The organism is Phocaeicola sp. HCN-40430 (assembly GCF_037890285.1).
GTDB classification, from domain to species: domain Bacteria; phylum Bacteroidota; class Bacteroidia; order Bacteroidales; family Bacteroidaceae; genus Phocaeicola; species Phocaeicola acetigenes.
Genome location: NZ_JBBKBS010000004.1, coordinates 128,937 through 150,969, shown reverse-complemented (window position 1 = coordinate 150,969; position 22,033 = coordinate 128,937). Strand labels below are relative to the sequence as shown.

Below are 22,033 nucleotides of genomic sequence, written 5' to 3'. Positions count from 1 at the left end.
TCTGACAGTCAATGGTAAAGATAAAATACTCAATTTTATAAATTCTATTTCGATTCATGTTAAACCAACTATGAAATCCTAAAATTGCTGAATATAAAATATAGAAAAAATTTAACCGTTTGTTTTAACTCAAAATGAAAACACGATGATTACATTTACTCTTTGTCTGGTGGCTTTGATAGCCGGATATTTTATTTACGGGAAACTGGCTGAACGTATTTTTGCACCTGATAACCGCTTGACTCCTGCCGTGACTGATGCGGATGGGGTGGATTATATAGTACTCCCAAACTGGAAAGTGTTTATGATTCAGTTTTTGAATATAGCCGGAGTGGGGCCTATTTTTGGAGCAATTATGGGGGCTATGTTTGGAAGTGCTTCTTTTCTGTGGATTGTGTTGGGCTCTATTTTTGCAGGGGCAGTGCATGATTATTTCTCGGGCATGCTGTCTTTACGGAATCATGGGGAAAGCTTGCCGGAGCTCGTAGGAAGGTATCTGGGAAAATCTACCAAACAGGTGATGCGTGTATTTACTGTGGTACTGATGATACTGGTAGGTGCGGTATTTGTGGCGTCACCGGCTACCTTACTGGCGAAACTGACACCGGAGTATCTGGATATTACGTTCTGGATTGTTGTAATCTTTATTTATTATATACTGGCTACGTTTCTGCCGATAGACAAGATTATCGGTAAGGTGTATCCGATTTTTGCACTGGCTTTGATTTTTATGGCTTTGGGATTGCTGGTGATGCTGTATGTAAACCATCCTACTCTGCCGGAACTGTGGGAGGGGCTAAGCAATACGCATCCGAAAGCGGAATCGACTCCTATTTTCCCGATGATGTTTATCACTATTGCCTGCGGAGCTATCTCGGGATTTCATGCGACACAAAGTCCGCTGATGGCCCGCTGTATGAAGAGTGAGCGTATTGGACGGCCGATTTTTTACGGTGCAATGATTACGGAAGGTATTGTGGCACTGATCTGGGCGGCTGTGGCTACATACTTCTTCCACCAGAATGGTATGGGAGTAAGTGATGCTTCTGTAGTGGTTTTTGAAATCAGTAAAGAATGGTTGGGATCTATAGGTAGTGTACTGGCGATATTGGGTGTGGTAGCGGCTCCTATTACCAGTGGGGATACGGCATTCCGCTCGGCACGACTGATTGTGGCGGATTTTATGAATCTTGAACAAAAGAGTTTGAAATCGCGTTTGTATATTTGTATCCCGATGTTTTGCGTAGCAGGGGCTATCTTGTTGTATAGTCTTCGTGATGCGGACGGATTCCAAGTGATCTGGAGGTATTTTGCATGGGCTAACCAAACTTTGGCGGTATTTACTTTGTGGACCATCACAGTATGGCTGGTACGCGAAAGGAAAGGATTATCGTTTATGATGACACTGGTACCGGCGCTGTTTATGACCATGGTTTGTCTGACATATATTACCGTAGCTCCGGAAGGAATAGGAATGAATAAGGGCTATATAGGATGGGTATCTTCCTTGTCTTTATTGATTGGCGTGATTTGCTTCTGCCGGTGGTATATGAAACAAAAAGCACAGAGATAGTACGGATATATAAGTTCGGAAAGCAAGCTTTTTGGCTTGGTACTGCTCTCGCCTTTCACTATCTTTTCAGAAGATAGGAGGCGGCTTGGCATAGTTCAAACTTGAAAACTATGTTTTCGTTTGCCTCTGCTCTCGCCTTTCACTATCTTTTCAGAAGACAGGAGGCGGCTCGGCATAGTTCAAACTTGAAAACTGTGTTTTCGTTTGCCTCTGCTCTCGCCTTTCACTATCTTTTCAGAAGATAGGATACGGTTCGGTATTGTCTTCGCTCAAAAGCAAGCTTTTGGCTTGGCACTACTCTCACCTTTCACTATCTTTGTCAAATTGTTTTTCAAACCCAAAAGCAACTTATGAATTTCAAGAAAACGAATCTATTTATTGCTGCTTTTTGTTTGTGTAGTGCTGCACAGGCGGAACAAGCGGACTCTACCCTAATCTACCGCATAGAGGCAAGTGGAAATGTATCGGAGGGTACATATGCACCGCTCTGGTTTACGGCTAACCGGTACGGACTGTCGAGCCAAGAACCGAACAGCGGATTTCTGCGGGCTGGTATCGCATATAACCGGCAACTGCCGCATCATTGGCGTATTCAGGCTGGACTGGACCTGGCTGGAGCTGTAAACCAGACAAGCAACTTTGTAGTACAACAGGCTTATGGAGATATTTCCTGGCGTTTTCTTACATTGAGTATCGGAAGTAAGGAACGTACAGGCGGGCCATTGGAAAAGAATGAGCGCTTAAGCAGTGGTATGATGGTGGAAGGTAATAATGCACGTCCGGTGCCTCAGGTGCGGGGTGAGATTGCCGACTATGTATCGGTTCCGGGGACAAAGGGATGGCTGGCTCTGAAAGGTCATATCGCGTATGGTATGTTTACCGACAATAGCTGGCAAGAGAGTTTTGCCGGTGCAGGACAGTCGTACGGAAGGGATGTATTGTATCACAGTAAGGCGCTGATGTTCCGAATCGGAAACAGGGAGAAACTGCCGCTGGAATTTGAATTCGGTATACTGGATGCAGCGCAGTTTGCCGGTGATCAGATGAAAAAGAATGCAGACGGAAGCAGTACATTGGTACATGACATGCCGGACGGACTGGACAGTTTTATAAAGGCATTTCTACCGGTACGAAGTGAAGATAAAATGGCAAACGTGGAAGGGAACCATGTGGGTAGCTGGAACTTTGCCTTGAATTATTATTTGCACGACTGGAAGTTCCGGGTGTATCTGGAACATTATTTTGATGATCACTCGCAGATGTTCTGGCAGTATGGAAGATGGAAGGACGGACAGCTGGGTATTGATATCACTTTGCCTAAAAACCGTTTCGTGAGTAATGTGGTATGGGAAATGATGTCGACAAAGGATCAGACCGGACCGATTTTGTACGATGGCTTTGCAGGCAGTTTTCCGGAGTATCAGGTAAGTGCAGGAGATAATTATTATAACAACGGAGGTTATCAGGCTTGGCAACACTGGGGCTATGGAATGGGAAATCCTCTCCTGCCCGGTCCTATTTACAATCAGGATGGTAAAATTACATTTAAAAGTAACCGTGTGCGCTCGCATCATCTAGGTATAGAGGGAAATCCGGCTACGGAGTGGAATTACCGGGTACTGGTATCGTTTGCCCGCCACTGGGGTACGTATTTTGTGCCATTGGACAAGCAGAGAAAGCAGTTCAGCTCGCTGTATGAGGTGACGTATACTCCGCAATGGACGAAAGGTTGGAGTGTGTCGGCTGCTTTAGGTGTAGACCGGGGAAATTATCTGGGTAACTCTACCGGAGGAATGCTGACGGTAAGAAAAACAGGAGGTATCTTATAACTGAAAAAACGGAATAGTGTATGAATAAAAGAATATATACAGGTCTTTTGGTTTTCTTACTCGTGTTGTTGGGGGGATGTAAAAAGGCTCCTATAAACAGCGATATAGAGGGTATGTGGAAACTGGAGGAATATACGACTACAGAAGATGGGGTAACGCATCCTTGCGAACGGATTTATTATAGCATCCAGCTGTGGGTGGTAGATATAGCGGAAAAGCAGGGTACAAAGGGATACGTACCGTCAATCGGACGATTTGCTTATGGTGAGGATGGAAATACGGTGATTATGAAGGATTTTTATTACCGGAAAGGAACAACAGACAGCAAAGAACCGACTAAACTGGAAGACTTGCAGCCGTATGGGCTGAATAGCCTGGAAACCACTTTCGAAATAGTAAAATCGGATGGCAAGAATATGGTATTGCGTTCGGACTATGCAACGCTGACTTTCAGTAAATTTTAAATCAAGGTCTTGACTCATGGGAAAAATAAACTGGTATGCCTTGTATGTGCGTATGCACCATGAAAAGAAAACAGCAGAAAGGCTGGAACAGATGGAAGTAGAGTATTATCTGCCTGTACAGGAGGTAGTACGCCAGTGGAGTGATCGGAAAAAGAAACTGCAGATGGTGGTAATCCCGATGATGATTTTTGTACACACGGATGAAGTAAACCGCATCAAACTGATGCAGCAACTACCAAGTGTGACCGGTACCTTGATAGACCGATGTACGCATCGGCCTGCCATTATTCGGGAGGATGAGATGGAGCGCTTCAAGTTTATGCTGGATTTCTCGGAAGAAGCTGTTACATTTACAGACGGACCGATTCATCCGGGAGAAAAGGTACAAGTACTGAAAGGGCCGCTGAAGGGCCTGACAGGTGAACTGATTGAAACACACGGAAAGACCCGGGTAAGTGTACGGATTGAGAATCTGGGGTATGCAGCAGTAGATATTCCTGCCGGATTTATTGAGAGACTCAACGAAAAGTGATGTATTTATTGCACATGAAATTGACGGCTCCGTAAACAAACAGACCGAGGAATTGAGCCAGATATTCATTGCAATGAAAAATCTCTACCAACAGTAGCAGAAAAAGAAATTGTGCGCTATAAGCTATAAGGAAAGCGCCGGAAAAGAATAGCATCTGATGCCAGATGTTATTTTTTTTTGTTTCTGCCTGTAGGGGAAAAATCCAGTATTTGGACCAGATGAAATTGTGTATCTGCGCAATGACATAAGCTGCAATATTGGCTAGCATATAGTCTTGGTTTGCATAATGCATCATAATGCCGACTACCAGGGCAGTAATCAGTGCATTCAAGGTACCAATAACGGCAAAGCGGAAAATACGGACGGATTCTTTCATCTGTATATACACAAAAAAAGAAGAGGATGAGCCGGCTCATTACAAGAGTGACTGGAGTGTTCCGTCATTCCGGTACCGACACATCCTCTTCGCTTAGCAGGGATTATTCTTTGATATCAATAACCAAATTCAATTCGTCAAGCTGCTTCTGATCGAGGTATCCAGGAGCATCGAGCATCACATCGCGACCGGAATTGTTCTTCGGGAATGCGATGCAGTCGCGGATAGAATCCAAGCCAGCAAACAGAGATACCCAACGGTCGAGACCATAAGCCAGACCACCGTGAGGAGGAGCACCGAACTTGAAGGCATTCATCAGGAAGCCGAACTGTTCTTGTGCCTTTTCCGGAGTGAAACCGAGGATTTCGAACATCTTAGCCTGCAACTGTGAGTCGTGGATACGGATAGAACCACCTCCTACTTCTACACCGTTGATGACCATGTCGTATGCATCGGCACGTACGGCTGCCGGATTAGTGTCGAGAAGCGCAATGTCTTCGTCTTTAGGGTGAGTGAACGGATGGTGCATTGCCATCAGGCGGCCTTCTTCTTCGCTCCATTCGAACATCGGGAAGTCGATAACCCAAAGACAAGCGAACTTGTTCTTGTCGCGCAAGCCAAGCTGGTTACCCATTTCAAGACGCAGCTCGCAAAGTTGTTTGCGGGTTTTCATAACATCATCTCCGCTCAAGATAAGGATGAGGTCGCCTGGTTTTGCACCAAAGGCCTCTTTCATCTGCTGGAGAACTTCTTGTGTATAGAATTTGTCTACGCTTGATTTTACATTACCGTCTGCTTCTACACGAGCGTAAACCATACCTTTTGCTCCAATCTGAGGACGTTTTACGAACTCTGTGAGCTGGTCGAGTTGTTTACGGGTGTAAGTAGCAGCTCCTTCTGCACAGATACCGCCGATGTAGGCTGCATTGTCGAATACAGAGAAGCCGTGACCTTTCATAATGTCCATCAGTTCTACGAATTTCATGCCGAAACGCAAATCGGGTTTATCGCTACCGTAGTATTTCATGGCATCGGCCCATGGCATACGGATGAAAGGTTCGGTGAGTTCTACACCACGCAGTTCTTTGAAGAGGTGTTTAGCCATTCCTTCGAAAGTCTGGATGATGTCTTCCTGTTCTACGAAGCTCATTTCGCAGTCGATCTGTGTAAATTCCGGCTGACGGTCTGCACGAAGGTCTTCGTCGCGGAAGCATTTCACAATCTGGAAGTAACGGTCGAAACCGGATACCATAAGCAACTGTTTCAATGTCTGCGGAGACTGTGGAAGTGCATAGAACTGTCCCGGATTCATGCGTGAAGGTACTACAAAGTCGCGTGCACCTTCGGGGGTAGAACCGATAAGCATCGGAGTTTCTACTTCGAGGAAGCCTTTGCTGTCGAGATAACGGCGTACCTCCATAGTCATGCGGTGACGGAGTTCAAGATTCTTACGTACAGCATTACGACGCAAGTCAAGGTAGCGGTACTTCATACGGAGATCATCACCACCGTCTGTATTGTCTTCGATAGTAAACGGAGGTGTCTGTGCTGCATTGAGCACTATGAGTTCTGCTACGATGATTTCGATTTCACCGGTAGGAATGTTATTGTTTTTGCTGGAACGTTCGTTTACTGTACCGGTTGCCTGAATGACGTATTCACGTCCCAAGTGATTGGCACGCTCGCAAAGTTCAGCATTTATTTCTGTATTAAATACCAACTGAGTGATACCATAACGGTCGCGGAGGTCGACAAAGGTCATTCCGCCCATCTTACGTACACGCTGTACCCATCCGGCCAGTGTGACGCTTTTGCCTGCATCGGCGAGTCTCAACTCACCGCAAGTATGACTTCTGAACATAAGTTTACTGTTTTTATCTTTAAGTGGCACAAAGTTAGCACTTGTTTTTGACTTATACAATAGAATGGAGAATAGAACTTTGTGTCAGGTAATCGGGCTGGTCGGCATAAATATAGATAACACTCCCTCCTTTAATGGCATCGATAATAGGACGGGAAAGTTTCTGCGGGAGAGCCGGACAACCTAAACTTCTTCCCAAACGTCCGCTGGAAGGAATAACCGACGGATCGGCATAGGAAGCTCCATGTATCACTATGGCACGCTCGCGGGCACGGTCGTTTATACCTTTTTCCAGCCCTTCGAGTATGAGGGAATAACCGTTACGTCCCTGATAGGTGCTCTCGGTAAGGTAAAAGCCTAAAGAGCTTTTATAGGAGCCTTGTTTATTGGAAAAAGAGGTGGCATAATTGCCTCCGCTGTTTCTGCCGTGTGCTACTACTGATGAGAACAGCAGTTTTCGCTGACGCATATCGAATACATACAGACGCTTTTCTGTGGAGGGTTTGGAGAAATCGATAAGCGTGAGGATATCTCGCTTACGCTGCTCTATTTTATTATATCCGGCTACAGCCTGACGGAAGGCAACAGGATTGACGACACCATCAAGTTGCATGAATTCGTACAACTCTTCACATTCGTCTACCTTGGCCATTTCATTCACAGGAGAAGAACTTCCTGCTCTGAAGGCTGCAAAAGGAATACAGCATAAAATAACTGAAAATATAATTCGCCGCATGATGTCTATTTACAATTTAGCGGCAAAAATACTGCTTTTCAGTCGAATAGGAAGAATCAGGATTGTTAAATATTATTCGATAACCACTACTAACGTAGCCTCAACAGGTGCCCAATCGTAAATAAACTTGGCGTGAGAAGTGGCATTGCGCACACACATATGCGAACGAGGAATTGTGCCTAATGACCAACTGTATTCTATCATGGAAGTACGGGGTGCATTAACCGGCACTCCGTGAATGTAGGCTCCGTTTGTAAAACGACTTGCATAAGGAGCATACCCTCCTACTGCAGACGAACCGTCTTTCAGAAAAACCATTCGTTCTTTTTTCTGTTGGAGAAGAAACATGCCTAAAGGAGTTTCCTGTGCATAAGGAGGACGATGAAGACCGGTAGTAGCCGGATTCATACTTCGTACTTTCCAGTGACCGCGGGATTCACGTTCCAAGGAAACAATATTCTGATCTCTACGGTCGACAAAAACAAGATGAAGGAAATGGGTAGGATACTTCAAGCGTTTGACATAACGGCGCGGAACAAGCCACTCACCTTCGATGGTGATAGGAGCTACCCGATAAAAGACAGAATCTTCTTCGAGAATATTTACTATACTACCGTCGCGGCCATAACGCACAGGAGTTTCCTCATCGGTAGGATGATACAAAGGAACCGACTGATATCTTTCTACGCCAAGAGTATCTGCCACACGTCCATACACATTTCGTACAAACTGTTTTACCAAAGGAGCTTCGCTATTCAGATTTTTATAGTTTTTAAAAACACCTAATTGCAAACTGTCGGTAAGAAGATTTTCTACAAAGGCTATACACTTACGGATGGTCTCCCATTTAAAACTACGCACCGTATCTTTATAAGAGTAGGTATCTTTTAATGTATAACGGTCGTACAGCAATTCTTTAGTAATCTGTATATCGGATGCCAATAACGGACGAGCCTTAGGAGGAAAAACTAAAAGAGGAGTATCAACACGGGCTGTATCCGGCCAGTCCAACAATGAATATTTATTTGCCTGACCATGTTCGCAGCCTAAAAAGAAAGAACAGGCTACCAAAAACATGAAGATAATATGAAATATGCTTTTCATAAGAATATTCCTTGTGATTCAAAGTTAACAAAATATATTTATAAAAACAATCTTTTATTTAACAAACAAACTGAAAGACAAATAGTTTATCAGAAGAGAGTGTTTTTCTATGAAAATAATATCAGATACAAAATAATAAACTTCTACTTACAGGTTACTATAAAAAGAGCACGGAAGCTCTGCTCCTGCAAAACTTCCGTGCTCTCCTGCTTATAACGCTTAGAAACGAACCATCATTTCTATTACGAACTTATCTTGCTCTGATGGTTTGGCCAATGATAAGTCTTTATAAAAATATTTTTCGTAGTTTACTCTTAAGTCGGCTTGAAACGGTTTTCCAAGACTGAAAGTGAGACCGCCGGTAATACGCTTACGTTCGTGATCATCAATCACCAGCTGTCCGTTTTCATCAGGTATGCCTTCGCTATTATTTCCCATATAATCGAAACGGGCCAGAATAGACATTTTCTTGAACAGCATTTTCTGATTACGGAAGAACCAATCGTAATTGACAAATGCATCGACAGCCCATACATCATCAAAATCAACATGAGCATATCGCTTGTACATAGCTTCTACTTCGAAATGCCAGTTATTCCATTCGTAGTAAGTACCTACATCGTACATATAAATATTGGTATCTGCAGGACGGACGCGCTGGGTACTCAAAGTAAGATTATATCCTTTGAACGGATACATTTGTATTTTTCCGGAGTAACACAATACCTTATGCCAGCCTTTTTGCTCGGTAAGCCCGGAGCCACTGAACAGTCCGGCTTCTATATCAAAAGGAAATCCCTCTTTTTGTTTATACTTCAAAGTAGCACCCGCATCACGTAAACTACCCATCTGTTTGGCAATAAAAGAGCGGTTAGCAAAATACTGCTGATGAGGAGAACGATGTGCATCGATTGTAAAAGGAACTCGCTTCTGTCCGATTGTGACCTCCCAATTCTGGAAAGGAGTGACACACACATAAGCGTCGAGCATTTTCATTTCACCTTCATCGCATAAATCGATTTCTGCTTTGTAGCGAACTTTAGGATGAACATTTCCCGAAAAGCTGACACGTGCATTTCGTACCTGGAAACGTTGTTCGTCATTAGTAGTCTGATACTCGTATTTACCACGGATAGTACCATGAACCTCCGGCAAATAATCTTTCAAGTCGATGGTCTGTGCAGTTGCTGTGAATGAAGAAACTGCCATCAGCAATGTGCTTGTACACGCTAAAAGTTGCTTTCTCATGAAGTATTTTCTTTTTGGCTACAAAAGTATGGGAGGTATATAAACAGATTATGTCAAATGTATTACAAAGATGTTACATCATCAGATATACGTGCTGTCTCCACCTTTTCCAGCCGCATACGTAACCGGGGCATCTGCGACTTACGGATACGGAGAGTCATCACACAATCCATGTCGTATGACTGATCAAGAACCTCTGGAGACTCTTCCTTTACAATACGCATAATATCGTTCATAAAAGGATATTCAAATACTACTGTCACTTGTTCATCTACTGTTTTCTCTATAATCTGTGCTTCGGACAAGGCTTGTGCTGCTGCAGTCTTATACGCAACTATAAGACCACTGGTACCCAATTTAATTCCCCCGAAATAGCGGACAACTATTACCAGGATATCTGTAAGCTCATTGGAGTTAATCTGTCCCAATATAGGTTTTCCTGCCGTACCGGAAGGTTCGCCATTATCATTGGCACGAAACTCCTTACGCTCTGCCCCCAACATATAGGCATAACATACATGGCGGGCATCGTAATACTTTTTCTGATATTCATCCAAATAGGCCTTGATTTCTGCAAGCGTACGTACAGGCAAAGCAATTGCAATAAATTTACTCCGTTTCTCTGTATAAACAGATTCTGCCGGAGCTGCTATGGTTTTATAAGTATCTTCTGTCATCATGAAGACAAAGGTAGAAAATCTTATTTTTACCACATAAAAAAAGGTCAGGATACTTTCTCTAAAATATCCTGACCTCCCCTCCTTAGGGCTATTTTATGGAAATGATATCATCGTTCATAACACATAAGCCATAGAAATTGAAAACTTTCTATTCTTTCTCCGACGAGAAACAAAAAACAACTTTCGATATTAGTCTAACTTATGTATCACCAGCCCTGAACGGAGTTTAGGTTCAAACCAAGTAGTTTTAGGCGGCATGATATTACCTGTATCGGCAATATCCATCAACTGTTTCATGGAAACCGGATAAAGAGCCAGCGCCATTTTCATTTCACCACTATCTACCCGTTTCTTCAACTCTCCCAATCCACGTATACCTCCAACAAAATCAATCCGTTTATCCGAGCGTAAATCCTTAATGCCCAGAATCTCGTCCAAAATAAGATTTGAAGAGATAGTTACGTCCAGCACACCTATCGGGTCATGATCATTATAAGTACCCGGCTTGGCAGTAAGACTATACCACTTGCCATCCATATACAATGAGAAATTATGTAAGGCAGACGGTCTGTACTCTTGAGTGCCTTTCTCTTCGACATCAAAATGAATCTTCAACGCTTCCAGGAACTGAGCCGGAGTCAGCCCATTAAGATCCTTCACCACACGGTTGTAATCGATAATAGTAAGCTGATTGGCCGGGAAACAAACTGCCATAAAATAATTATATTCTTCATCTCCCCGGTGATCAGGATTCCGACTGGCCTTCTCTGCCCCTACCAAGGCTGCAGCTGCACTCCGGTGATGTCCGTCTGCAATATACAAAGAAGGCATAGAAGCAAACTCCTTTGTAATAGCAGCAATATCCTCATCGCAGTCTATCACCCAAAAAGTATGTCCAAACCCATCGTCAGGAGCTACAAAATCGTAAACAGGCTTTTGTGCCGTATATTTTGCAATAATACCTTCCAACACCTTATTATCCGGATAAGCAAAAAATACAGGTTCAATATTCGCATTATTGATACGCACATGCTTCATGCGATCTTCTTCCTTATCACGACGAGTCAGTTCATGTTTTTTTATCACGCCATTCATGTAGTCGGGTACATAAGCTCCTACAACCAATCCATATTGCGTTTTCCCGTTCATGGTCTGGGCATAAATGTAATAGCACTCTTTCGTATCCTGCACCAGCCATCCTTTCTCCTGAAACATACGGAAATTCTCCACAGCTTTATCGTATACAGCAGGATCGTGTTCGTCTGTACCTTCGGGAAAATCAATCTCGGGCTTGATGATATGATAAAGTGACTTTTCGTTCCCTTTTGCTTCTTCACGGGCTTCGGCCGAATTCAACACATCATAAGGCCGGGAAGCAACCTGCTCCACCCATTCTTGAGGAGGACGAATTCCTTTAAAAGGTTTGATTTTAGCCATAGTATCAGATTTTTAGTTATTTTTTATTGACACGGAATTTCTCACAGCCGTTTTGGAAGAAGTCTACAATCTGACGAGCTGCTGCAATGCCTGCATTGATATTAGCTTCGGCAGTTTGAGCCCCCATCTTCTTCGGAGTAGAAAAATAACGTCCAGGATAATGAGATGCAAACTCTTCATGATGAACAGGCATAATATCGGTCACGTATTTCAGATCCGGACGGTCGTGCATCAAACGCAGCAGATCAACCTCATTGATGACTTCCTTACGAGCCGTATTTACCAGCACACCACTCTTCGGCATCCGGTTAACCAAATCGTAGTCTATGGAGTTCTTGGTTTCAGGAGTAGCCGGAATATGCAATGACACAATTTGACATGTTTCATACAAAGCCTGAACAGAATCCAATGGTATCACACCATCTTTTTCCATCACATCCTTTGGACAATAAGCATCGTATGCATATATTTCCATTCCAAAGCCTTTGGCTATACGAGCCACATTCCGGCCCACATTTCCGTAAGCATGGATACCCAACTTCTTTCCTTTCAACTCTGTACCGGCTTTTCCATCATAGAAGTTGCGCACTGCCATCACCATCATACCGAAAGCCAACTCAGCTACAGCATTTGAATTCTGTCCCGGTGTATTCATCACACAAACCTGATGAGCTGTAGCAGCTTCCAAATCCACATTGTCATAACCGGCACCGGCACGAACTACAATCTTCAACTCTTTGGCAGCATCCAATACTTGCTCATCAATTATGTCGCTGCGGATTATGATTGCATCTACATTCTCTACCGCATCAAGTAACTGTTCCTTATCTGTATATTTTTCCAACAGAGCCAATTCATAGCCTGCCGCTTCCACTTCCTGACGGATACCGTCGACTGCTACCTTAGCAAACGGCTTTTCGGTTGCAATTAAAACTTTCATAATAGTAAGATTTAATGAGTTTTTTCAAATTCTTGCATACAGTCTATCAATGCCTGCACACTTTCTACCGGCATTGCATTGTAGCATGATGCACGGAAACCACCGACAGAACGATGTCCTTTGATACCCACCATACCACGTTCGGTAGCAAATTTCAAGAAGTCAGCTTCCAGGTCTTTATACTCATCAGCCATTACGAAGCAAATATTCATATATGAACGGTCTTCTTGTACAGTAACCGTACCTCTGAACAGTTTGTTACGGTCTATTTCTGCATACAACATCTCCGCGCGCTGTTTAGCACGACGCTGCATCTCTTCAACCCCACCCTGTGCCTTAATCCAACGTAATGTCTGCAAAGCTGCATAAATAGGTACTACCGGAGGAGTATTAAACATAGACCCTTTGTCTACATGAGTCTGATAATTCAACATCGTAGGAATATGGCGAGAAACCTTACCTAATGCATCATTCTTTACAATTACAAATGTTACACCAGCCGGAGCAAGATTTTTCTGCGCACCACCATAGATACAGATGTATTTAGAGACATCAACCGGACGAGAGAAAATATCAGAAGACATATCGGCTATCATTGGAACATCTACATCCAAATCGGCATGCAATTCTGTTCCATAAATGGTATTATTGGTCGTGATATGGAAATAGTCTACATCAGCAGGAACTGTATAGTTTTTCGGTATATAAGTATAACCTTCAGCTTCGGAAGAGGCAACTTCTACAGTTTCACCAAATCCTTTAGCCTCTTTCAGTGCCTTTTTAGCCCAAGTACCCGTATTCAGATAAGCGGCTTTCTTTTCCAGGAAGTTATAGGGAACCATACAAAACTCCATACTTGCTCCTCCCCCAAGGAAAAGCACCGAATAGCCGTCTGGTATGTTCAGAAGTTCTTTGAATAAGGCTACTGCCTCATCTACCACTGGCTGGAAATCTTTAGCACGGTGACTGATTTCCATCAAAGAAAGCCCTGAACCGTTGAAATCAAGAATAGCCTGAGCTGTTTTTTCAATCACCTCGCGCGGCAGAATAGAAGGCCCCGCATTAAAATTATGCTTTTTCATTTGGAAGTTTGTTTTGGTTTAACAATCTTGTTTTTAATCTCGACATTTGCGAATTTAGCGATTATTTTCAGACTTCCAAAAGTTTTGATGATAAATTTCCAGTATTATAATATTTATACTTTCATTTTACTCTTAAAACGAAGATTTAAATATCAAATTGGCACAGCCATACCCACCTATGACAAACAGGCATTCCAGTCATCATAGCATACCACCCGAGAAGAGCGGAAGATGAAAGATTAATAATATCACAAAGATATTATTTTGCCTGTTCTATCAAAGTTTTTACCCCTTTTATCTTTTCATTTTGTATAAGTTTTAACGTTTGTTTCACCTTTTTCCGTGAAACAGCCGCAAAAGCATAATGGTCCTTTACATCTACCCGACCGATATCTTCCTTGCTCAACCCGCCTTTCTTAAACAGGAAACCCACGATATCTATTTTATTGATTTTATCTTTTTTCCCTTTACCAATATATAAAGTAACATAGGCTGGTAAAGCAGGCTTCGGGGTTTGTTCCGGTAATACAAATTCTTCCGGATTTCCTTTCAGATAAGAAGGTATTGATTCTTCTGGATGCAAAATAATATATGCATTACCGTCTGCCTCCCAACGAGCTGTACGTCCGTTACGATGTACAAAACCATCTTCGGCTATCGGAAGATGATAGTGCACTACATTCCGAATATCTGGAATATCCAGTCCGCGGGCAGCCAAATCGGTAGAAATAAATATATGGCAACTTCCGTTACGAAACTTGTAAAGCGCACGTTCGCGGTCGTCCTGTTCCATTCCACCATGGAAAGTTTCACAATACACTTTCATAGAATGCAGATACTTACCTACCCGGTCTACACTTTCACGATGATTACAGAAGACAAGCGTAGACTGATCACCCAAACTACATAACAACTTATATAATGTTTCCAGTTTATCCTTGACTGGCGACATTACCTTATATATATGGATACGGTTTATCCCCTGTGTATCCGGATCGAGAAAATCAAGTTTCACTGTTTTGTTCAATCCAGTAAAACGTGGAATATCTTCCGTATCGGTAGCAGAAAGCAAAAAACGACGCTTCAAGGCAGGAAGTTTACCTATCACTTCAGCCATTTCCTCCTGAAATCCAAACTCCAGACATTTGTCAAATTCATCGATAACCAATGTCCGGACAGATGAAGCATCGATATTCTGCTTGGTCAGATGATCGTTCATACGGCCGGGAGTAGCAATCACGACCGATGGACGAATTCCTTTCATAGTACGGTGTTCGTCCATTGCCGGACGCCCACCGTAGCAGCTCATTACCTTAAAATCCGTACCCATTGCCTTGAAGACCTGTTCAATCTGCAATGCCAGTTCCCGAGAAGGCACCAAGACAACAGCCTGTACCCCTTCCACACCAGGCTTCAGTAATGAAACCAGCGGAAGAAGATAAGCCAACGTTTTGCCAGTACCTGTAGGTGACAAAAGAATCAGATCGCTTCCTTCTTTACATACATCCACAGCAACTTGCTGCATGGCATTCAACTGTTCGATTTTCAAATTGGCAAGTATAGTCCGGATATCCATAGGTATATTTTAATTATTCTACGTACAACACTAATCCCTTCAAGTATTCTCCTTCAGGATGATAAATATTTACCGGATGATCTCCGGGCTGTGTAAGCTGATGTAAGATACGTACACTACGTCCACTCTGTGCAGCAGCAGTAAATACCGCATTACGGAAGTTTTCCTTGCTTACTACCTGCGAGCAGGAGAAAGTAAACAGTATACCTCCGGGACGGATTTTCTCGAATGCCTTCGCGTTCAACTTGGTATATCCACGAAGTGCATTGCGAAGTGCATCACGATGCTTGGCAAAAGCTGGAGGATCGAGAATAATCAGGTCATACTGATCACCCATGCGGTCCAAGTATTTAAAGGCATCTTCAGCATACGCTTTATGGCGGGTATCTCCCGGGAAGTTCAACTCTACATTATCATTTGTCAAGTCAATAGCCTTTGCGGAACTGTCTACTGAATGTACCAGATTTGCTCCTCCTCTCATGGCATAAAAAGAGAATCCACCCGTATAACAGAACATATTCAAAACATTCCGTCCCTTTGCATAACGTTCCAACAGGCTACGGTTCTCACGCTGGTCGACAAAGAATCCGGTTTTCTGTCCTTTCAACCAGTCCACATGAAACTTCAGTCCATTCTCCATAGCCACGTTCTCAGGACTTCCTCCCTTGATAAAGCCATTTTCTGTCGCCAGCAGATCTGCCTTAAACGGTAATGTAGTTTCTGACTTATAGTAAATATTCTGAATAATATCTCCCATCACTTCCGACAAAGCATCGGCTATCTCCATCCGATACACATGCATACCTGCAGAATGTGCCTGCATCACAGCAGTATGGTCGTATACATCAATAATAAGGCCCGGCAAGTTATCACCTTCCCCATGTACCAGACGATAAGTGTTATTCCTCGGATTGCCTATCAAGCCAAGTGCACAGCGCAGATCTTTTGCCACCTGTAGTTTTTGTCTCCAAAACTGAGCATTAATTTCCACCTGCTCAAACGACAGTACACGCACAGCAATACTACCAATCTGGAAATGGCCACAAGCTATAAATTCTTTTTTCGAAGTATAAACATCTACTACTTCACCTTCTTCGGGCTCCCCTTCTACACGGGCAATAGCTCCCGAAAAAACCCAAGGATGGAAACGCTTCAGCGATTCTTCCTTTCCCGGTTTAAGATATACTTTCTTATATGACATAAATGTAACGGATAAAATCAATTATTAACCGGAGCTTCTTCTATCACCCGCTCCACGCGAAAATTACCTTCCCTTTTCAATTCCTCAAGGTAGGTATAAATCTCTACACAAGCCCATGCATCAGTTGCAGCATATAACTGCTGTGCTTCTGTAAGACTCTCAGCTTCCCAATTGGAAAGGCGCTGGCTTTTGGATATCTTCTTTCCAAACAATAAGGCATAAATTTTCTGCAAGCTCATTTCCTCTATTCCAAAATGACGAACATAATCCTGCAATTCAATCCAATTGCCTTGACGCGGATCTTTATTATTCCGTTTGCGAAGCATGGCAAAGTCATCCTTCAGCGAAAGTCCGATCTTCAGCACATCGTTCAAAAGAAAATCTTCCAGAAAATCAGGCAACCCCAAACGGTTCAACCGAAAAAGGAAGCATGTATCCTGTGTAGATATCTGAAGCAATGCCACCTGATGAGTCGTACCCCGACGGAACGAAGGACGCGTTTCAGTATCAACTCCTACCACCTCATGCCTGTTTAGATAATCGACAGCTTTCCGTGCTTCCGCTTCTGTATAGACCACAAAAATCCGCCCCGGGAAAACCACTTTCGGCATTTCGGCTACTATCTGTTTTTTTATTTTATTCTGTAGTACAATCATTCCAAGTTTTCTGTAAAGGGTTTTTTCATCATTATTCCCAACGGTCTCCAAAACCATCATCATCTCCAGTTTCAAGCCCTTCGTACAAGTCATTTTCATCGAACTCCTCATCCCCATGCAAAGTTACATTAGAATATTCGTCCTCTTCATCTTCCGCTCCTGCAGCATATTTTACCGTATGCAATGCACGCATCACATTAACCAAACGCTGCCCCCAAAATTCAGCGAACTGTTCACGGCAAATAACCAAGGCATCATTCATTGTCTGCTCAAATCCTAACTGATACACACATACAAAATCCTTCAGGGGTTGATAAATGTCTGCCAGTCCTTCTGAAATATTCTGTTTAATAGGAGTATCACTGTAAGCCATATCATCAAGAAACACTTCCAGATAATCATCCTTTTCACCCAGCAGCGCAGCAATTCCACCACATATGCGCTGATAGTCTCCCTCTGTGACAAACAACTCCGGATCGAATTCATCCATCCGCTCTCCCTGAGGGAGCAAAGAGGCCTTCAGATAAAGCAAAGGCAGCAACTTAAGAGACTTATCTACAAACGAACGACGGGAAATCTGAGGCGCCCGTTCCAAGAATCCGCAGAACTCAGCCGCCACTGTTACAAATTCAACTGTATTCTTATCGAATATAATTTTTGTGTTCTTTTCCATAACTCCATATTATGGTGCAAAGGTATGAAAAAAATTTCGCAGTTTTAGTTTTATTCGTACATTTGCATGTATAAAATAAGGTGTTATGACAAAGAAAAAAACAGATAACAAAACCAGCGAAGAGAAATTTATCAGTGCCGGGAAAGTGGTAACAGCCATCAAAAGCGAGACCTTTCATTTTACAGTCGGGCTTTTCTGTGTAATTTTCGGCGTATATATGTTGCTTGCTTTCAGTTCTTTCTTTTTTACAGGAGGAAATGACCAAAGTATACTTTCACACCCCAACCCTGGCGAATTGCTGGAAACAGGAAACCGCATCCAGAATTATGCCGGAGCCCGAGGAGCACAATTATCACAGTTTCTAATCAATGACTGCTTCGGTATTTCTGCCTATTTAATTATCGTATTTCTTATAGTGACAGGTATGAAACTAATGAAAGCATACGATTTTAAACTACGGAAATGGTTTGCCGGATGCTCTTTACTGATGATATGGCTGTCCATTGCCCTGGGTTTCATGTTTGAAGGGACATTTCAGGATTCTTTCTTGTATCCGGGCGGACTACACGGATATAACATCAGCCTATGGATATGTTCACAAATCGGAGCTTCAGGATTGCTGCTTGGATTACTCATTACCGCCATTTTATTAGGTGTATTTTTCTCCAAATCTACCATTCAGATGGTACGCAAACTATTCCATCCGTCATTGCCCAAACGAAAGAAAAAAATGACTGAGGAAAGAGCAGAATCTGTACAATCTGAGGCCTCACAAGCCATAAAGAAGGAAAGAGAAAACAAAGAAGAATCTCATACCATTCAAGAAGAGACATTACCCACAACCGACGACGACACAGACAAATATACAGAGCCGGAAAATGGGAATTACACGGACTCAAAGCCTAACGAAATAGAACTAACTGTCGACGAACTGCCTGCAAACCATCCTCATACAAAGGACAATGAGGAGGAAGAAAATCTGATGCTTATGCAAATGGAACAAGAAGATTTGCAGCCCAATCAGCAAGTAGAAGAGCCTTCATTCGAGATAGATGACAACCACAACGAAGAAGACGAAGAATATCATGGCAAAATTAGCCAACCCTATAATCCTCGTCTGGATTTGGAACATTATCAGTTTCCGACACTCGATTTGCTCAACTCTTACGGAGACCATGAGCCTACAATCGATATGGAAGAACAAAATGCCAACAAGGACCGTATCATTAAGGTATTACGTAGCTTCGGCATTGAAATCAGTTCCATCAAGGCCAGCGTAGGACCTACTATTACGTTGTACGAAATTACTCCGGCAGAAGGAGTACGTATTTCCAAAATCAGAAATCTGGAAGACGACATTGCCCTAAGTCTCTCGGCTTTAGGCATACGTATCATCGCCCCCATACCGGGAAAAGGAACCATTGGTATTGAAGTACCTAATGCCAATCCGCGCATTGTACCCATGAGCTCGATACTGGCCAGCAAAAAGTTTCAGGAAACAACTTTCGACCTGCCTGTTGCCCTGGGAAAAACCATTACCAACGAAGTCTTTATGGTAGACTTAGCTAAGGCACCACATATGTTGGTTGCCGGTGCTACCGGACAAGGTAAATCGGTCGGATTAAATGCAATCGTCACATCGTTGTTGTACAAAAAGCATCCCAGCGAGCTGAAGTTCGTCATTATCGACCCCAAAAAAGTAGAGTTTGCCATCTATGCTCCCATCGAGAAGCATTTCCTTGCAAAACTACCCGACGGAGAAGATGCCATCATTACTGATGTAACAAAGGTAGTCCAGACACTCAATTCACTCTGTGTGGAGATGGACACCCGCTACGATTTATTGCGTAAAGCCGGATGCCGAAATATCAAAGAATACAATGCAAAATTCATCAACCGGCAACTGAATCCGGAAAAGGGACACCGGTTTATGCCATACATTGTCATCATCATCGATGAGTTCGGGGACTTGATTATGACCGCCGGAAAAGAGGTTGAATTACCTATTTGCCGCATCGCACAGCTGGCACGTGCCATTGGTATTCATGCCATTATCGCAACCCAGCGTCCGACAACCAATATCATCACCGGTACCATCAAGGCCAACTTCCCGGCACGAGTTGCATTCCGTGTAGCTTCTATGATGGACTCACGTACGATTCTCGACCGTCCGGGAGCTCAGCAGCTCATCGGTAAGGGAGATATGCTCTATTTACAGGGCAATGATCCGGTTCGTGTACAATGTGCATTTGTGGATACCCCGGAAGTAGAAAAAATAGCCAACTATATCAGTCGCCAGCAGGGTTATCCGACAGCTTTCATGTTACCAGAATATATTGACGAAAATGCCGAAAGCAGCGCAGTAGGCGATGTAGATATGAACCGTCTGGACCCTCTGTTTGAAGAAGCAGCCAGACTGATTATTTACCATCAGCAAGGTTCAACTTCTCTTATCCAGCGCAAATTCTCTATCGGCTACAACCGTGCCGGACGCATTATGGATCAATTAGAAAGAGCCGGTATAGTAGGTCCAGCCAATGGCAGTAAAGCGCGTGATGTACTTTGCATAGACGAAAACGATCTGGAAATGCGTATGAACAATTTAAAGAATTGAAACAATGAAGAAGAAACTTTATATGCTTGCAATAGGCCTGATTTTGACAGGAATCGGTCAGGTATTTGCACAACAAGACATCAAAGCCCGTGAAATTTTAGACAAAACTCTTGCTGTTTTCCAGCAGTCTAAAGGAGTAAGTCTAACTTTTGGAGGAAGCCAGGAAGGTACATTGATGCTGCAAGGCACCAGCTTCTATCTGGACTGCGGAGGTGTGAAAAGCTGGTTTGACGGAAAAACTCAGTGGAGTTACGTAGAGGAAAACGAAGAAGTGACAATCTCTACCCCTACCCCCGAAGAGCTGCAAAGCGTAAATCCATACGCCATCCTCACCTCTTATCGTCAACATTATAACTATCAGTACAATGGAGTGAAAAACCAAGGAGGGAAGTCGAACTACGAAATTCTGCTTACTCCCCGTACTTCAGGCAATCATGAAATTTCGTCGGTCGTACTACATATTTCAACTGCTTATCATCCAGCAGACATTTCCGTGAAACAATCTAATGGCGAGCAGCAGAAATTTATTATACGTTCATACAAAACGGTACAGGGACTGACAGCAGCCAGTTTCCGTTTCGACGCAAAAAAATATCCTAATGCCGAAATCATTGATATGCGATAATCGCATTCATGTTTTCCGTGCTCTTTTACCCTTAAAAACGTGACTTGTATCGTGAGGCAACGATACTTGTATCGACAAGCAACGATACCTGTATCGAGAGCTCACGATACAAGTCACGTTTTTTGAAGGGTTTCACTCAATCAAGATTTCCTTTTATTACCCAATAAAATCAGCCAAAACAAGTATATTTGCCTACTCAAATCAACTAAAAAAAGAAAAAATGAAATATTTAATTGTATCCGACATTCATGGCTCTCTGCCTACTTTAGAAACCGTATTAAACTTTTATAATGAGCAGCAATGTGATATGCTCTGCATACTGGGAGATATTCTGAACTATGGTCCCCGAAACAGTGTTCCCGAAGGATTAAACCCCAAAGCGATAGCCGAGCGTCTGAACAACATGGCCGACCAGATTATAGCAGTTCGCGGAAACTGCGAATCGGAAGTAGACCAAATGCTACTCGACTTTCCAGTAATGGCAGACTATGCACTTCTTGTAGATAACGGGAAACGCTTGTTTCTCACTCACGGCCATATTTACAACGAAGATAAAATGCCGAAAGGACATCCCGACTATTTCTTTTACGGACACACCCATTTATGGAAATTGGAAGAGCAGGACGGCACAGTCATTTGCAATACAGGTTCCATTACTTTCCCTAAAGGGGGAAACCTACCTACTTTTGCTACTTACGAAAAAGAGACTGTACGCATCTACACATTAGATGGAAAACTGCTAAAAGAATATAATCCTACCGTATAAAAAGAAAGAAGGCTGCTCTGCTATAGCTTTATTATTTAAAGAGACAGACAAGAAAAAGCT

At 43.0% G+C, this 22,033-nt stretch carries 20 protein-coding genes; 7 read left to right on the top strand and 13 right to left on the bottom strand.

The features are described from left to right. Positions 1-145: 145 nt before the first annotated feature. The 4 genes from WKU26_RS03105 to WKU26_RS03090 all read left to right on the top strand — a co-directional run bounded on the left by WKU26_RS03105 (position 146) and on the right by WKU26_RS03090 (position 4,398). On the top strand, positions 146-1,573 hold the full coding sequence (locus WKU26_RS03105; protein WP_340320868.1) for a carbon starvation CstA family protein: 1,428 nt from the start codon (positions 146-148) through the stop codon (positions 1,571-1,573). A 350-nt stretch (positions 1,574-1,923) separates the two neighbouring features. Beyond that, positions 1,924-3,402, top strand: coding sequence for a capsule assembly Wzi family protein (locus WKU26_RS03100; RefSeq protein WP_340320867.1), 1,479 nt, complete (start codon positions 1,924-1,926; stop codon positions 3,400-3,402). Between the two features lie 20 nt (positions 3,403-3,422). Beyond that, on the top strand, positions 3,423-3,866 hold the full coding sequence (locus tag WKU26_RS03095) for a lipocalin-like domain-containing protein (RefSeq protein ID WP_340320866.1): 444 nt from the start codon (positions 3,423-3,425) through the stop codon (positions 3,864-3,866). A 16-nt stretch (positions 3,867-3,882) separates the two neighbouring features. Continuing rightward, positions 3,883-4,398 carry a UpxY family transcription antiterminator gene (locus tag WKU26_RS03090; protein WP_340320865.1) on the top strand — a complete coding sequence of 172 codons (516 nt, stop codon included), beginning with the start codon at positions 3,883-3,885 and terminating at the stop codon, positions 4,396-4,398. On the opposite strand, the gene WKU26_RS03085 is transcribed toward WKU26_RS03090, so the two are convergent. The 13 genes from WKU26_RS03085 to WKU26_RS03025 all read right to left on the bottom strand — a co-directional run bounded on the left by WKU26_RS03085 (position 4,385) and on the right by WKU26_RS03025 (position 17,968). Next, positions 4,385-4,774 carry a GtrA family protein gene (locus WKU26_RS03085; protein ID WP_340320864.1) on the bottom strand — a complete coding sequence of 130 codons (390 nt, stop codon included), beginning with the start codon at positions 4,772-4,774 and terminating at the stop codon, positions 4,385-4,387. The two genes, WKU26_RS03090 and WKU26_RS03085, sit on opposite strands and share 14 nt — an antisense overlap. A 103-nt stretch (positions 4,775-4,877) precedes the next feature. Beyond that, positions 4,878-6,635 (bottom strand): aspartate--tRNA ligase, encoded by a 1,758-nt coding sequence (gene aspS, locus WKU26_RS03080; protein WP_340320863.1) that lies wholly within the window; start codon positions 6,633-6,635, stop codon positions 4,878-4,880. Between the two features lie 52 nt (positions 6,636-6,687). Further along, positions 6,688-7,371: a murein L,D-transpeptidase catalytic domain family protein gene (locus tag WKU26_RS03075; RefSeq protein WP_340320862.1), complete on the bottom strand. Its 684-nt coding sequence runs from the start codon at positions 7,369-7,371 to the stop codon at positions 6,688-6,690. 72 nt (positions 7,372-7,443) lie between these two features. After that, positions 7,444-8,475 (bottom strand): L,D-transpeptidase, encoded by a 1,032-nt coding sequence (locus tag WKU26_RS03070; protein WP_340320861.1) that lies wholly within the window; start codon positions 8,473-8,475, stop codon positions 7,444-7,446. Positions 8,476-8,694: 219 nt separating this feature from the next. Next, complete coding sequence (locus WKU26_RS03065) at positions 8,695-9,723, bottom strand: porin (protein ID WP_340320860.1); 1,029 nt, start codon at positions 9,721-9,723, stop codon at positions 8,695-8,697. A gap of 62 nt (positions 9,724-9,785) precedes the next feature. Next, positions 9,786-10,403, bottom strand: coding sequence for an IMPACT family protein (locus tag WKU26_RS03060; protein WP_340320859.1), 618 nt, complete (start codon positions 10,401-10,403; stop codon positions 9,786-9,788). Between the two features lie 189 nt (positions 10,404-10,592). Then, a complete protein-coding gene (locus WKU26_RS03055) occupies positions 10,593-11,840 on the bottom strand; it encodes a DUF1015 domain-containing protein (protein ID WP_340320858.1) in 1,248 nt (415 codons plus the stop codon). A gap of 16 nt (positions 11,841-11,856) precedes the next feature. Continuing rightward, on the bottom strand, positions 11,857-12,780 hold the full coding sequence (locus tag WKU26_RS03050; RefSeq protein ID WP_340320857.1) for an NAD(P)-dependent oxidoreductase: 924 nt from the start codon (positions 12,778-12,780) through the stop codon (positions 11,857-11,859). An 11-nt stretch (positions 12,781-12,791) separates the two neighbouring features. Continuing rightward, positions 12,792-13,862, bottom strand: a complete 1,071-nt coding sequence (gene serC, locus WKU26_RS03045) for a 3-phosphoserine/phosphohydroxythreonine transaminase (protein WP_340320856.1) — start codon at positions 13,860-13,862, stop codon at positions 12,792-12,794. 259 nt (positions 13,863-14,121) lie between these two features. Continuing rightward, positions 14,122-15,438 (bottom strand): DEAD/DEAH box helicase, encoded by a 1,317-nt coding sequence (locus WKU26_RS03040; RefSeq protein ID WP_340320855.1) that lies wholly within the window; start codon positions 15,436-15,438, stop codon positions 14,122-14,124. Between the two features lie 13 nt (positions 15,439-15,451). Beyond that, the gene (locus tag WKU26_RS03035; RefSeq protein WP_340320854.1) at positions 15,452-16,639 is read right to left on the bottom strand and encodes a class I SAM-dependent rRNA methyltransferase; all 1,188 of its coding nucleotides are present in this window, start codon (positions 16,637-16,639) and stop codon (positions 15,452-15,454) included. A 17-nt stretch (positions 16,640-16,656) separates the two neighbouring features. After that, a complete protein-coding gene (locus WKU26_RS03030) occupies positions 16,657-17,295 on the bottom strand; it encodes a 3'-5' exonuclease (protein ID WP_340320853.1) in 639 nt (212 codons plus the stop codon). Positions 17,296-17,326: 31 nt separating this feature from the next. Continuing rightward, positions 17,327-17,968 (bottom strand): DUF5063 domain-containing protein, encoded by a 642-nt coding sequence (locus WKU26_RS03025; RefSeq protein ID WP_340320852.1) that lies wholly within the window; start codon positions 17,966-17,968, stop codon positions 17,327-17,329. 85 nt (positions 17,969-18,053) lie between these two features. Here WKU26_RS03025 and WKU26_RS03020 point away from each other — a divergent pair, with 85 nt between their 5' ends. The 3 genes from WKU26_RS03020 (at position 18,054) to yfcE (ending at position 21,973) form a co-directional block, all read left to right on the top strand. Beyond that, positions 18,054-20,582 carry an FtsK/SpoIIIE family DNA translocase gene (locus WKU26_RS03020; protein WP_340320851.1) on the top strand — a complete coding sequence of 843 codons (2,529 nt, stop codon included), beginning with the start codon at positions 18,054-18,056 and terminating at the stop codon, positions 20,580-20,582. A gap of 4 nt (positions 20,583-20,586) precedes the next feature. Then, a complete protein-coding gene (locus WKU26_RS03015; protein ID WP_340320850.1) occupies positions 20,587-21,207 on the top strand; it encodes a LolA-like putative outer membrane lipoprotein chaperone in 621 nt (206 codons plus the stop codon). A 220-nt stretch (positions 21,208-21,427) separates the two neighbouring features. Continuing rightward, positions 21,428-21,973, top strand: coding sequence for a phosphodiesterase (yfcE, locus tag WKU26_RS03010; RefSeq protein WP_340320849.1), 546 nt, complete (start codon positions 21,428-21,430; stop codon positions 21,971-21,973). Positions 21,974-22,033 lie beyond the last annotated feature (60 nt).

Excerpts from the sequence above, each read along its gene's own strand:
- WKU26_RS03095 (WP_340320866.1), top strand. The coding sequence starts at position 3,423 with ATGAATAAAAGAATATATACAGGTCTTTTGGTTTTCTTACTCGTGTTG.
- aspS (WP_340320863.1), bottom strand. The coding sequence starts at position 6,635 with ATGTTCAGAAGTCATACTTGCGGTGAGTTGAGACTCGCCGATGCAGGC.
- WKU26_RS03050 (WP_340320857.1), bottom strand. The coding sequence starts at position 12,780 with ATGAAAGTTTTAATTGCAACCGAAAAGCCGTTTGCTAAGGTAGCAGTC.
- WKU26_RS03040 (WP_340320855.1), bottom strand. The coding sequence starts at position 15,438 with ATGGATATCCGGACTATACTTGCCAATTTGAAAATCGAACAGTTGAAT.
- WKU26_RS03085 (WP_340320864.1), bottom strand. The coding sequence starts at position 4,774 with ATGAAAGAATCCGTCCGTATTTTCCGCTTTGCCGTTATTGGTACCTTG.
- WKU26_RS03015 (WP_340320850.1), top strand. The coding sequence starts at position 20,587 with ATGAAGAAGAAACTTTATATGCTTGCAATAGGCCTGATTTTGACAGGA.
- serC (WP_340320856.1), bottom strand. The coding sequence starts at position 13,862 with ATGAAAAAGCATAATTTTAATGCGGGGCCTTCTATTCTGCCGCGCGAG.
- WKU26_RS03100 (WP_340320867.1), top strand. The coding sequence starts at position 1,924 with ATGAATTTCAAGAAAACGAATCTATTTATTGCTGCTTTTTGTTTGTGT.
- WKU26_RS03055 (WP_340320858.1), bottom strand. The coding sequence starts at position 11,840 with ATGGCTAAAATCAAACCTTTTAAAGGAATTCGTCCTCCTCAAGAATGG.
- WKU26_RS03070 (WP_340320861.1), bottom strand. The coding sequence starts at position 8,475 with ATGAAAAGCATATTTCATATTATCTTCATGTTTTTGGTAGCCTGTTCT.
- WKU26_RS03065 (WP_340320860.1), bottom strand. The coding sequence starts at position 9,723 with ATGAGAAAGCAACTTTTAGCGTGTACAAGCACATTGCTGATGGCAGTT.
- WKU26_RS03025 (WP_340320852.1), bottom strand. The coding sequence starts at position 17,968 with ATGGAAAAGAACACAAAAATTATATTCGATAAGAATACAGTTGAATTT.
- WKU26_RS03060 (WP_340320859.1), bottom strand. The coding sequence starts at position 10,403 with ATGATGACAGAAGATACTTATAAAACCATAGCAGCTCCGGCAGAATCT.
- yfcE (WP_340320849.1), top strand. The coding sequence starts at position 21,428 with ATGAAATATTTAATTGTATCCGACATTCATGGCTCTCTGCCTACTTTA.
- WKU26_RS03105 (WP_340320868.1), top strand. The coding sequence starts at position 146 with ATGATTACATTTACTCTTTGTCTGGTGGCTTTGATAGCCGGATATTTT.
- WKU26_RS03035 (WP_340320854.1), bottom strand. The coding sequence starts at position 16,639 with ATGTCATATAAGAAAGTATATCTTAAACCGGGAAAGGAAGAATCGCTG.
- WKU26_RS03090 (WP_340320865.1), top strand. The coding sequence starts at position 3,883 with ATGGGAAAAATAAACTGGTATGCCTTGTATGTGCGTATGCACCATGAA.
- WKU26_RS03020 (WP_340320851.1), top strand. The coding sequence starts at position 18,054 with ATGACAAAGAAAAAAACAGATAACAAAACCAGCGAAGAGAAATTTATC.
- WKU26_RS03075 (WP_340320862.1), bottom strand. The coding sequence starts at position 7,371 with ATGCGGCGAATTATATTTTCAGTTATTTTATGCTGTATTCCTTTTGCA.
- WKU26_RS03030 (WP_340320853.1), bottom strand. The coding sequence starts at position 17,295 with ATGATTGTACTACAGAATAAAATAAAAAAACAGATAGTAGCCGAAATG.